Origin of the sequence: Streptomyces sp. NPDC088762, assembly GCF_044750905.1 — a bacterium.
In the GTDB taxonomy this organism is placed as follows: Bacteria; Actinomycetota; Actinomycetes; order Streptomycetales; family Streptomycetaceae; genus Streptomyces.
In genome coordinates this window covers 302,976-315,178 of record NZ_JBIVKT010000005.1, presented here as the reverse complement: position 1 = coordinate 315,178, position 12,203 = coordinate 302,976, and the positions used below count along the sequence as shown (strand labels likewise).

The following is a 12,203-nucleotide window of genomic DNA, read 5'->3' as shown; positions in this document are numbered from 1 at the left end:
CACCTGCCGGGGCTGACGGGGCTGACGGGGGCGACACCCTCCCCTCCACACGCTCGGGGCGGGTCGCCCGACCTCCCCCCACCGCCAGGCGGGGCCGCGCATTCCCGGCAGAACGGGTGGGCCGGCGCCGCTCCGGAGTGTCTCCTCGGCTCGCGCACGAAGCCACCGCTTCGACGGTTCACGGGGGTTGCGCGCTCGTCCTGCGGGGACCCTCCTGCACGTCCCCGCCCCACGGCAAGCCCCGACACCCAGGCCCCAGCCGGCCTAGGGACCTTCACCGGATCGGGACTCACTCGTCCTGCGCGAACCCCTGCACGTCCCCGCCCCAGGCCAACTCCATCACCCCGGCACCACCCCGGCTGAGGGGCGTTCGTCGGGTCGGGGCTCACTCCTCCTGCGGGCCCCCTGCACGTGCCCGCCCCCACGGCGAACTCCGACAACCAGGCACCACCCCGGCTGAGGGGCCTTCGTGGGATGGGGCCGCGAAGGGGAGCGGGGGTCCTCCGGGGTGTCCCCGCAGGACGAGCGCGCAACCACCCTGAACTTCACACCAAGGCTTCGTGCGCGAGCCGAGGAGACACCCCGGAGGGGCCCCGCGGACCGACCCTCGCGCCACGGACGCGCCCGGCCTCGGCTGCACGGCGGAGCACCGCTCGACGACGGCCCGGGCCCCGGGTGGAGGCGTCCGCGCCCCCGCCAGACGGGAGGACCGCTCCACGACCCGGCCCCGTCACGGGTGCAACCGGCTGGCCCCGCCTGGCAGGGGTACCGCTCCACAGTCCACCCCGGGGGGTACCCCCGCCGGGTAGGCGCACCGCTCCACACCCCGCGGTACGGGCAGCCCCCGCCGGCCCCCTCGGGTCTCCCGGGTCCCCCCAGCGGCAAGGGCGACGAAGCCCGGGCGGCCGGGGTGCGCGACATGCCCCGCAGGGCCCGGCACACTGCGGGCATGGGCCTCCTCACTGCCGCCGTCGCGGCCTACGCCTCCCTCGCCGCCTGGCTCTGGCTCACCCTCGCCCAGGGCATGTTCTGGCGCACCGACGTCCGCCTCCCCCCGCGCACCGCCCCCATCCACTGGCCGTCCGTCGCGATCATCGTCCCGGCCCGCGACGAGGCCGAGGTGCTGCCCCGCAGCCTGCCGTCCCTCATCGCCCAGGACTATCCCGGCGAAGCGGAGGTCATCCTCGTCGACGACGGCAGCACCGACGGCACCGGCACCCTCGCCCTGCGCCTGGCCCGCGAGCAGCCCGGGCTGCCGCTCACCGTCTCCTCCCCCGGCGACCCCGCCCCCGGCTGGACCGGCAAGCTCTGGGCCCTGCGCCACGGCATCGCGCTCGCCCGCACCGCGCACGCCACCGAGCCCGACTACCTCCTCCTCACCGACGCCGACATCGCGCACGAACCCGACAGCCTGCGCGAACTGGTCGCCGCCGCCACCTCCGCCGACCTCGACCTCGTCTCCCAGATGGCGCGCCTGCGCACGGTCGGCTTCTGGGAGCGGCTCGTCGTGCCCGCCTTCGTGTACTTCTTCGCCCAGCTCTACCCCTTCCGCCGCGTCAACCGCCCCGGCTCCCGCACCGCGGCCGCCGCCGGCGGCTGCGTCCTCCTGCGCACCGAGGCCGCCGTACGGGCCGGGGTCCCCGACGTCATCCGCCAGGCCGTCATCGACGACGTCTCCCTCGCCCGCGCGGTCCAGCGCTCCGGCGGCCGGATCTGGCTGGGGCTGGCGGAGCGGGTGGACAGCGTGCGCCCGTACCCCGCGCTCGGCGACCTGTGGCGGATGATCTCGCGCAGCGCCTACGCCCAACTGCGCCACCAGCCCCTCCTCCTGGCGGGGACGGTCGCCGGTCTGGTGCTCGTCTACCTCGTGCCCCCGGCCGCCCTCCTGGCGGGGCTCGCGACCGGGCACCCCGCCCTCGCGTGGCCCGGCGGCCTGGCCTGGCTGCTGATGGCCGCCACCTACCTCCCGATGCTGCGCCACTACCGGCAGCCCGCGGCGCTGGCCCCCCTGCTTCCGCTCACGGCGCTGCTGTACCTCCTGATGACCGTCGATTCGGCCGTCCAGCACTACCGGGGCCGAGGCGCGGCGTGGAAGGGCCGTACCTATGCCCGCCCCAGCGACGCCTGAAACCGCGAACTGCCGCCCGAAACAGCGTCATCCGAGGTCACCGCGTTGTGACGCTGCGTCAACACGAAATCGGTGCACGGCACAACCGGTGGGTACGAGTTGGACAAGCTGGGGCGGAAGTGGTGAATCGTGCACGTGAACGTGAAGTGAAAGCTGTGGCCCTGACCTGCGAATATGCAGGTCAGGGGGGTGTTCGGAGCACCTCGCTATGGACCCGGTGAAGCCGTGGGCTTAACTTAGGTCCCATGACCTCCCCCCGCTCCACTTATGGCGGCGGTTACTACTCCGCGCCCTCCTTCCCGGACACCCCCATCTACGACTCCCTCGTCGCCGAACGCGGCACTCCGCAGATCGCCCCGATCCGCGTTCCGGCCGCCTACGACTCCCCGAGCGCCGGTTATTCGAGCGGTGGGTACCTGCCGGCCCTCGCCTCGTCGCTCCCCGCGCTGCCCGCGGCGGTTCCCCAGCAGCAGAGCGCCCCGGCGTACGGATACCCGTACCCGCAGCAGGCCGCTCCGCAGCCGATGCCGCTGCAGCACGCGCCCGCCCCCTACATTCCGCAGCAGCAGCCGCTCGCGGCCCGTGCGGGCTACGTACCGCAGCCCCAGCCGCAACAGCCCCGTCCGGTCGCCGCCGGCACCGGCTACGAGGCCATGCGGCCGGCCGCGCCGCGCCCGATGCAGGCTCCCGCGCCCGTGCCGGCCGCCGCGTACGAGGACCCGTACGGCGGCCGTCCGTACCAGGGACGCGGCTACTGATCCGAGCGCGGATACCCGCTGGGGCGGAGCAGGGGGCGGCTGAAAGGATGCCCCCATGTCGAATCTGTACGTCCAAGAGCTCCACGTCCATCCCGTCAAATCACTGTCGGGGACCGCACCTGCCGAGGCGGCCGTGGAGCCCTGGGGTCTGTCCGGGGACCGCCGGTGGGCGCTGGTGGACTCCGGGGGCACGGTCATCACCCAACGCCAGCAGCCGCGGCTTGCCTTGGCGACGGCCCGTCCGCTGAGCGGCGGAGGAATCGCGGTGTCGGCGCCGGGCATGGCGGAGCTGATCGTGGAGGTGCCCGAGCCTTCGGCGCCGGAGCCGGTCGTCCTGTTCGGGAAGAAGGTCGAGACCGTGGCCGCGGCGCGCGCCGCGGCCGACTGGTTCAGCGCGTACCTCGGTGTGCCGGCCCGGCTGGTGCACCTGGACGATCCGGCCGTACGCCGGCCCGTGGATCCGGATTACGGGCTGCCGGGCGAGACGGTGAGCCTGGCCGACGCCTATCCGCTGATGATCACCACCCTCGCCTCGCTGGACGCGCTCAACTCGCTGATCGCGCAGGGGGACCATCCGCAGGAGGGTCCGCTTCCCATGAACCGCTTCCGCCCGAATGTGGTGGTCTCGGGGGCCGAGGCATGGGCGGAGGACGGCTGGCGGCGCATCGCGATCGGTGACGCCGTCTTCCGCGGGGTCCGGGAATGCGGGCGCTGCATCATCACCACCACCGACCAGCGGACGGCGGAGCGGGGCAAGGAGCCGCTGCTGACCCTGGCCAGGCACCGGCGGATCGGCAAGTCGCTGGCCTTCGGGCGGCAGCTGGTGCCGGTCCGGCTGGGCACGGTGCGCGTGGGCGACGAGGTCCGCGTCCTGGAATGAGCGGGACGCGCGGCGTGACCGCGATCGGCCGACCGGAATGACACCTTCGAGGGGCTCCGCGCCCAGGCTGGAACCAACCGCCCCGACCAGGCCGTTGGATCAGTCAGGACACGTGAATGCCCTGCCGGCAACCGGAGCCGGCTCGGTGGCACCGGTCCCAGGCGTCCCGGAATGCGCGTCCCCGGGACGTGCGGGAGGCTGGACGCGCAGACAGACGGAGGCAAAGGGGGTGCCGGACCGTGCAGACAGCAATGGGTGTGTGGCGTTGGCGGCGCAATCCGCTGCGCCGGCCGACCGATCTCTTCGAGGCGTGGGTGGCGTTCGCCGCGCTGGTGTGTGTCGTGCTGGTGGCTCCGGCCATCGGCTGGGTGGCAGGACTGCAGGTGGACGGGCAGCTCCAGCGGGCCGCGGTGGAGCAGCGGCACGAGCGGCATCTGGTTCCGGCGGTGGTGGTCCGGCAGGCCACCGAGTCGGCGGCGAGGGCGTCCGCCGATCCGTCGGCGCAGCAGGGAGCCCCGTACCGGACCAGGATCGTGGCCGCGTGGACCGCGCCCGACGGCAGCAGCCACGAGGGCACGGTGCCGGCCGCGGAGGAACCGCCGCTCCCCGGCGACCGGTTCCGGATATGGACCGACGCGCACGGCCGACTGGTGAGTCAGCCGCTCGACCCCTCCGCGGCCGCGTTCCACGCGGGGGTGGCGGGCCTGGCCTCGGCCATCGGCGCGGCCGCGCTGGTGGAAACCGTCCGCCGGCTGGTCGTACGCAGGCTCATGCATCGGCGGTACATACGGCTGGACCGCGCCTGGGCGGCGGCCGGGCCGGACTGGGGCCGGGCGGGCGCGGGCAGTTGACCTGGCAGCTCGCCGGCGTCCCGCGCGCTACGGTGGGGCATCGGCAGCGCGAATTCGAGGGTGGGGGCACGACAGCACCATGGCTCAGGGCACGGTCCAGGTGACGCACGGCGGGGCCTCGCGGTGGCGCCGCCGCTCCGGTGAGTATCCGACGCTGACCGCCGCACTGGCCGTCGCGGGCGACGGGGACGTGCTGTCCATCTCCCCCGGCACCTACCGGGAGAACCTGGTGCTGCACCACGCCGTCACCCTGCGCGGGCCCGAGGGCGGCCTGGGGTCGGTGCGGATCGCCCCGCTCGACGGGGTGGCGCTGACGGTGCGGGCCTCCGCCGTGGTCCAGGACCTGCACCTGGAGGGCCAGGACCGGGCCGCTCCCGCGCTGCTCGTCGAGGACGGCTGCCCCGAGCTCACCGATCTGCGCGTGAGCACCCGGTCGGCGGCCGGCATCGAGGTCCGCGGCAGCGGGGCCCGGCCGCTGGTGCGCCGGTGCACCGTGGAGAATCCGACGGGTGTCGGGATCGCCGTTCTGGACGGCGGCGGCGGAGTGTTCGAGGAGTGCGAGGTCGTGGCCGCCGGGCAGAGCGGCATCTCGGTCCGCGGCGGCGGCCGCCCGCGGCTGGAGCGCTGCCGGATCCACCATTCCGCCGGCGCCGGCATCGGGGTCACCGGCGAGGGTTCGGGCCTGGAGGCGCTGGGCTGCGAGGTGTACGAGATCAAGGGCACCGGCGTGCAGGTCGCCGCGCGCGCCACGGCCCGGCTCACGGACTGCGCGGTGCACCGCACCACGGCGGACGGGGTCACCCTCGACACCGACGCGGTGCTCACCCTGGCCGGCTGCGACATCCACGACATCCCGGAGAACGCGGTCGACCTGCGGTCCCGTTCGGTCCTCACGCTCAGCCGCACCACGGTGCGCCGCTTCGGCCGCAACGGCCTGTCGGTGTGGGACCCGGGCACGAGGGTCGAGGCCGAGTCCTGCGAGATCCACGACAGCACGGGCGACTATCCGGCGGTGTGGGTCAGTGACGGCGCCACGGCCTCGCTGGAGAACTGCCGGGTGCACGACGTGCCGGACGCGCTGTTCGTCCTCGACCGCGGGTCGCGCGTCGACGTGGTGGACAGCGATCTGTCCCAGGTGCGGAACACGGCGGTCTCGGTGAGCGACGGGGCCACCGCGCAGCTCGACGACTGCCGGATCCGGGAGGCGGCGACGGGGGCCTGGTTCCGCGACCACGGCAGCGGCGGCACCCTCGCCAACTGCACCATCGACGCCGTGCAGACCGGCGTGATCGTCACCAAGGGCGCCGACCCGGCCGTGGAGCGGTGCACGGTCACCTCCCCCGCCGAAGCCGGGTTCTACGTCTCGGCGGGCGGCCGCGGCACGTTCACGGCATGCCGGGTGACGGGCAGTTCCGGCTTCGGCTTCCACGTCATCGACGGCTGCCGCACCACCCTGTCCCGCTGCCACACCGAGCGCTGCGCGCGCGGGGGGTACGAGTTCGCCGAGGACGGGCCGGTCGCCGAGGACTGCACCGGCGACGAGTCCGGCTCGCGGACGGCGGCCCAGACGGCCGCGGGCGGCGGGTTCGCCGGGGCTGGGGCGGGGACCCGTACGGCCACGGCAGCCCAGAGCCCCACGGCGCAGCAGGCCGCCCCGGTGCCGGTGGCCCGGCCCGCGGACCTGCCGGAAGCGGGCGGCGCGGCCGCGGGCGCCCGCGGATCCGGTGAGGTGCTGGGCCAGCTCGACGCTCTCGTCGGCCTGGACAGCGTCAAGCGCGAGGTGCGGGCGCTCACCGACATGATCGAGGTGGGCCGGCGGCGGCAGCAGGCGGGCCTCAAGGCCGCCTCGGTGCGCCGGCACCTCGTCTTCACCGGTTCCCCCGGCACCGGCAAGACCACGGTCGCCCGGCTGTACGGGGAGATCCTGGCCTCCCTCGGGGTGCTGGAGCGCGGGCACCTGGTCGAGGTGTCCCGCGTGGACCTGGTCGGCGAGCACATCGGCTCCACGGCGATCCGCACGCAGGAGGCCTTCGAGCGGGCCCGCGGCGGGGTGCTGTTCATCGACGAGGCGTACGCGCTGGCTCCGGAGGACTCCGGCCGGGACTTCGGGCGCGAGGCCATCGACACGCTGGTGAAGCTGATGGAGGACCACCGGGACGCGGTGGTGGTGATCGTCGCCGGCTACACGGCGGAGATGGAACGCTTCCTGACGGTCAATCCGGGTGTGGCCTCGCGGTTCTCCCGGACCATCACCTTCGGCGACTACGGGCCCGAGGAGCTGCTGCGGATCGTGGAGCAGCAGGCGGAGGAGCACGAGTACCGGCTCGGCGAGGGCACGGCCGAAGCCCTGCTGGCGTACTTCACGGAACTGCCGAAGGGGCCCGCCTTCGGCAACGGCCGCACCGCGCGGCAGACCTTCGAGTCGATGGTCGAGCGGCACGCGGGTCGGGTGGCGCAGCTGTCGGAGCCCAGTACGGACGAACTCACGCTGCTGTTCCCGGCGGATCTGCCGGCGCAGCCGGCTCCGTGCTGAGCCGCTGCGGCGGCACGGAGGGCGGTTCGGCGGCGCCCAACCGCCGGAGCAGGGCGTCGCGTTCGGCGGCGAAGGCCGGGTCGGCCTGGTAGTCGGAGTGGCCGAGGATCGGCGCCGGCAGTGGATGCAGCGCGCTGCGCCCGTAGGCGACCGGGTCGGGGAGCGGGCCGCGGTCCACGCCCTCGGCGGTGCCGGGCAGGACGGGACCGCCGATCGGGTCGGTGGCCCGCCACAGGTTGCGCCAGCAGTCGACCTCCCCGTGCAGGACGGCGAGCGGACCGCGGCCGAAGTAGGCGGGGAACCAGCGCCCGTAGAGGCGGCCGAGCGGGGAACCGTAAGTGAGCAGGGCTACCCTGCGGCGGGCGGGCGGCGGCAGCTGCCAGACGGCCGCCGCGGCGAGCACACTTCCCTGGGAGTGGCCGGAGATGACCAGGCGGCCGCCGGTGCGGGCGGTCCAGCCGGTCATCCGCCAGGTCAGGTCGGGGACGGCGCGCTCGGCGTAGCAGGGCGGGGCGAAGGGGTGGGCGGCGCGCGGCCAGAAGGTGCCGACGTCCCACAGGATGCCGATGGTGCGGCGGGCGGCGGGATCCCGGTAGGCGCGGCGGCCCCAGGTGATGAAGAGGACGAACCCGAAGCCGATGAGCCAGGACCCGCTGTCCTGGGCGGCGCGCGCGGCGGCCTCCAGCAGCGGGCCGCTCCCGCGGGCCGCCTCGCCGGGGACCTGCCCGCTGAGCCAGGCTCCGGCGAGTGCGCCCGCACCGAGCAGCAGCGTGACCCCGCAGACGGCCGCCACGAACCACGGCGCGGAGTCGGTGAGCGCCGCGGCGGCCCGCGCCCCTGCGATCCGGCGGCTCCGGGCCCCGTCGGGGGCCTCGCCGGGGTACTCGGCGGCGATCCCGGCGGCCAGCCGCCGCCTGGCCCGGGACCCGCGCACGGCGAACCGGACGGCGAGCAGGGCCAGTACGAGGAGCAGCGGGGGCAGTACGGCGGCCTGCCACGACAGCAACACGGGCGGCCCGGGCAGCGGTGCGCCGGCCATCCCGGGGGTCCCTCCCCCGTCCAGCCAGTCGGCGACGCGCTGGGCGACCCCGCCGGACATCACCCCGCCGAGCGCACAGCCGAGCATGGCGACGGCGGGCCCGCCGAGGCCGCGCAGGGCCGCTGCGGGATCCGGGGCCCGGCGGTGCAGGTACCGGGCGACGGCGGCGAGGGCCAGCACGCAGCAGCCCTGACCCAGCATCAGCACCCCGAAGGCGAAATCTCCCGGGAGCCGCCCGGCGGAGGTCCAGCCGGGGCGCGACCAGCACGCGTGGAGGAGGACGGCGAGCAGCAGGGCGAGGGCGGCTCCGGGCAGCAGGGTGACGGCGGCCCGGTCCAGCCGGTGGTCGGGCCGGGCCTCGGTACGGCCGCGCCGGCAGACGACCCACGCCACGGTCAGCACCCCGGCGGCGAGCAGCAGGTGCAGGGCCCAGCCGAGGGCTTCGAGTACGGGGGCGCCGGCCCGGCGGTCGTGGCGGAGGGTGGGAGCGGCGACCGCCGCGGCCACCGTGAGCAGTCCGGCGGCGGTGTGCGCGGCCCGCAGCCGGGCCACGAGCCTGCGCCCGTACCAGAATCCGGGGCGGCCGAGCGCGGGCGCCGTGTCCGAGGCGGTGTCCGGATCGGGGGCGCCCGCGGGCGGCGGCTGGGACTCGTAGGCGCTCCACGTGCGGTTGGACAGCAGCCAGAGCAGCCCGGTCAGCGCGGCGGGGACCAGGGCGCCGAGGGCGAGCCGGCGCCCCGGCTGCGCCCACCAGCCGCCGTCCGCGAGGAACCCCGCCCAGGAGCGGTCGGCGGTGCAGGGGGCGGAGCCCGCGCACTGCCAGGCGAAGAGGTCGAGCGCGACCTCGCAGGCGGCCGCGATCAGCAGCACGGTCAGGCTGAGCGCGAGGACCCGTACGAGGACGCCGTACGTGCGCACCGCGCGCGGCGCCGGATCGGCGGCGGGGGCGGCCGGCCGGGCCCAGTGGGCGAGGTTGGCCACCATGAAGGGCAGCAGCAGGAGCCACAGGGCGCGCGCTCCGTTGCCGGAGGTGAGCCGGGACCAGCAGTAGGCCTCGGGGACGGGCCGCCCGGCGTACCGCTCGGGGTGGTTTTCGGCGTCGGCGTCCTCGGTGCGGCGGAAGACGGCGGCGGTGGAGTCGCCGGTGACGCGCACGGTCCGCGGGTCGCCGAGCAGCTCGGCGGGGGCGGCGCCGGCGACTCCGTGGACCAGGAGCTCGAGGGCGAGGGGCGTGCTCTTGTGCGGCTTCCCTTTCGGGTTCCCTTCGGGGTTGCCTTGCGGGCTGTCCGTCACGGCGGCCTCCGTGAACGTCCCGGATGCGACGGCCCCAGCATCCCGCACCCCGGGGCACCTGCCCAGTCCCCGCGCCGGGCCCGGTGGACTTCCGTTCCCCTCCGCAGCGGACATCTCACGGGCACCCGGCTATGGTGACGCGCACGCACGTCCGGTTCCGGATCCCAGGGGGTACCGCCATGGCTCGCCGACTCCGCCCGGTGGGGCTGGACTTCATCGAGGACGCGCCGGTCCGGCTGGCCTTCAGCGCCGTGGCCGCGGCGCCGCCGGAGGCGGTGTACCGGGCACTGGCCGACGAAGTCGAGGGCTGGCCGCGCTGGTTCAGGGCGGTCACGCTGGCCCGACCCACCCACGGGGGTGCGGGCCGGGAGATCGGGCTGATGGGCGGAGTGCGCATGCAGGAGACCGTCATGGCGGCGGAGCCGGAGCGGCGTTACGCGTACCGGGTGGACGAGACCAACGCCCCGGGTGTGCGGGCCCTGTTGGAGGAGTGGCGGCTGACGCCGGCGGGTTCGGGCACGAACGTCCGGTGGACCTTCGCCGCGGACGGCCCGGTCCCCTTCCGGCTGGCCCTGAAGGCGTTCCGCCCGGGCCTGGGCCACTCCTTCCGCTCGGCGGTCCGCACACTGGACGGCCGCCTCGCCGCCCGTCGCGCGGCGGATCAGTAGCCGGGACGGGCCGGCGGTCCTCGCCGCCGCGCGGCGCCCGTCACGCGTGGCCCACCGCCCGTCGTCCACCGCCCGCCGCGCCCCGGGCGCGTCAGGCGCGTCAAGGGCGTCAGGCCGAGGGCTCGCGCCAGACTCCCGTCGACAGCAGCGTCTCCAGCGTCTTGGCGTACGGGGCGATGTCGAGGCCCTGCGCCGCCAGCCAGGCGTCGGAGTAGTACTTGTCGAGGTAGCGGTCGCCCGGGTCGCAGAGCAGGGTGACGACGCTGCCGGTACGGCCCTCGGCCACCATCTCCGAGACGATCTTCAGGGCGCTCCACAGCCCGGTGCCCGTGGAGCCGCCCGCCTTGCGGCCGATGGCCTGTTCCAGGGCGCGGCAGGCGGCGACGCTCGCCGCGTCCGGCACCTTCATCATCCGGTCGATGGCGCCCGGCACGAAGCTCGGCTCCATGCGCGGCCGCCCGATGCCCTCGATGCGCGAGCCGCAATCGCTGCTCGCGAGCGGGTCGTTGCGGGTCCAGCCGTCGAAGAAACAGGAGTTCTCCGGGTCCGGGACGCAGATGCGGGTGTCGTGCTGCATGTAGTGCACGTAGCGCGCGATGGTCGCGGAGGTGCCGCCGGTGCCGGCGGTCGCGACGATCCAGGCGGGCTCGGGGAAACGTTCCAGCTTCAGCTGCTGGTACATCGATTCCGCGATGTTGTTGTTGCCCCGCCAGTCGGTGGCCCGCTCCGCGTAGGTGAACTGGTCCATGTAGTGGCCGCCGGTGCGTTCGGCGAGCCGCGCAGACTCCTCGTACATCTTCATCGAGTCGTCGACGAAGTGGCATTCACCGCCGTGGAACTCGATGAGACGGCACTTCTCGGGGCTGGTCGTGCGCGGCATGACGGCGATGAAGGGGACGCCGATGAGCTTGGCGAAGTAGGCCTCGGAGACGGCGGTGGAGCCCGAGGAGGCCTCGATGACGGGGCGGCCGGGACGGACCCAGCCGTTGCAGAGGGCGTAGAGGAAGAGCGAGCGCGCGAGACGGTGCTTGAGGGAGCCCGTGGGATGCGTGGACTCGTCCTTGAGGTAGAGGTCGATGCCCCAGGCCTCGGGGAGCGGGAAGCGCAGCAGGTGCGTGTCCGCGGAGCGGTTGGCATCGGCCTGGACCTTGCGGACGGCCTCCTTGAGCCAGGCGCGGTACTCCGCGTCGCTGCGGTCGACGTCGAGGGTCGTGGCCGACGTACCGGTGGTGGCTGTGGTGCCGGTGGTGCCGGTGGTGCCGGTGGTGCTCATGCGCCGTGCTCCTTCGTGCGTGTATTCGCCCCCTGCTTTCGCAATGTACCTCCCTCACCTGCGCAAACAGTCACTTTGGGTTTCCATGCACATCGCTTTCGATCGCGTTCGGTTGCACTGCGGCGCACCGTGGGTGACCCTGGTGGAGCATTACTGAGGGTGCAGCACCCGTAACACTCATGTCGGGGAGTCGCAGCCGTGATCAGTCATTCCCGCAGGCACTGTGTCGTCGAACTGCAGGCGTTGCCGTGCCGGATCGGTCAGATCCGCAGAATCGTTTCTGCGCAATTGCGCCACTGGCAGCTCGATCCGCTCATCGACCGGGCCGCGCTCGGTGTGACGGAGCTGCTCAGCAACGTCCACCTCCACGCGCAGCCGGACAAGACCTGCGTCGTCGAGATCGAACTCCGCCTCGGGCGGCTCACGGTCTCGGTCATCGACAGCGATCCGCGCCTGCCGGTGCTCCGGGCTCCGCATGGGGAGTCCATGGAGACCGGCGGGCGCGGACTCGCGCTCGTGGAGGCGCTCAGCGAGGCATGGGGCGCGCGGCCCCGGGCCGACGGATCCGGCAAGGTGGTGTGGTTCTCGCTCACGGCGGCGCCGGCGCCGGCCGCGAAGCCGGTGCCGGTACGGATCGACGTGAAGCCCGTACGAGAACCCGCCCGGTCGGCACTCGTCGCCGTGGACCCCGGAGCCGTCACGACGGGCCTGTCGGTAGCCGCCTCGGTCAGCACCGGGCCCGGCTGACGCATGGCCGCCGGCCCCCCGAACCGCCCCCCG

General features: G+C 74.4%; 9 protein-coding genes. 7 read left to right on the top strand and 2 right to left on the bottom strand.

Annotated elements, in window-relative coordinates; genetic code table 11:
* The first annotated feature begins 949 nt into the window (after positions 1 to 949).
* The 5 genes from ACIP5M_RS15635 to ACIP5M_RS15615 all read left to right on the top strand — a co-directional run bounded on the left by ACIP5M_RS15635 (position 950) and on the right by ACIP5M_RS15615 (position 7,150).
* The gene (locus tag ACIP5M_RS15635; protein WP_401196975.1) at positions 950 to 2,128 is read left to right on the top strand and encodes a glycosyltransferase; all 1,179 of its coding nucleotides are present in this window, start codon (positions 950 to 952) and stop codon (positions 2,126 to 2,128) included.
* 245 nt (positions 2,129 to 2,373) lie between these two features.
* Positions 2,374 to 2,886: a DUF6643 family protein gene (locus ACIP5M_RS15630; RefSeq protein ID WP_401196973.1), complete on the top strand. Its 513-nt coding sequence runs from the start codon at positions 2,374 to 2,376 to the stop codon at positions 2,884 to 2,886.
* 55 nt (positions 2,887 to 2,941) lie between these two features.
* Complete coding sequence (locus ACIP5M_RS15625) at positions 2,942 to 3,766, top strand: MOSC domain-containing protein (protein WP_401196970.1); 825 nt, start codon at positions 2,942 to 2,944, stop codon at positions 3,764 to 3,766.
* A gap of 239 nt (positions 3,767 to 4,005) precedes the next feature.
* Positions 4,006 to 4,617, top strand: coding sequence for a hypothetical protein (locus tag ACIP5M_RS15620; RefSeq protein ID WP_401196967.1), 612 nt, complete (start codon positions 4,006 to 4,008; stop codon positions 4,615 to 4,617).
* 79 nt (positions 4,618 to 4,696) lie between these two features.
* The gene (locus ACIP5M_RS15615; RefSeq protein ID WP_401196965.1) at positions 4,697 to 7,150 is read left to right on the top strand and encodes a right-handed parallel beta-helix repeat-containing protein; all 2,454 of its coding nucleotides are present in this window, start codon (positions 4,697 to 4,699) and stop codon (positions 7,148 to 7,150) included.
* Here the strand turns inward: ACIP5M_RS15615 and ACIP5M_RS15610 are convergent.
* On the bottom strand, positions 7,101 to 9,596 hold the full coding sequence (locus ACIP5M_RS15610) for a hypothetical protein (RefSeq protein WP_401196962.1): 2,496 nt from the start codon (positions 9,594 to 9,596) through the stop codon (positions 7,101 to 7,103). The genes ACIP5M_RS15615 and ACIP5M_RS15610 overlap by 50 nt on opposite strands.
* A 65-nt stretch (positions 9,597 to 9,661) precedes the next feature.
* Between ACIP5M_RS15610 and ACIP5M_RS15605 the strand changes: the two genes are divergently transcribed.
* Positions 9,662 to 10,150: an SRPBCC family protein gene (locus ACIP5M_RS15605; protein ID WP_401196960.1), complete on the top strand. Its 489-nt coding sequence runs from the start codon at positions 9,662 to 9,664 to the stop codon at positions 10,148 to 10,150.
* A gap of 109 nt (positions 10,151 to 10,259) precedes the next feature.
* Here the strand turns inward: ACIP5M_RS15605 and ACIP5M_RS15600 are convergent, their stop codons facing one another.
* The gene (locus ACIP5M_RS15600; RefSeq protein ID WP_401196957.1) at positions 10,260 to 11,423 is read right to left on the bottom strand and encodes a PLP-dependent cysteine synthase family protein; all 1,164 of its coding nucleotides are present in this window, start codon (positions 11,421 to 11,423) and stop codon (positions 10,260 to 10,262) included.
* A 198-nt stretch (positions 11,424 to 11,621) separates the two neighbouring features.
* On the opposite strand from ACIP5M_RS15600, the gene ACIP5M_RS15595 reads away from it, so the two are divergent.
* The gene (locus ACIP5M_RS15595; RefSeq protein WP_401196954.1) at positions 11,622 to 12,170 is read left to right on the top strand and encodes an ATP-binding protein; all 549 of its coding nucleotides are present in this window, start codon (positions 11,622 to 11,624) and stop codon (positions 12,168 to 12,170) included.
* The last annotated feature ends 33 nt before the right edge of the window (positions 12,171 to 12,203 follow it).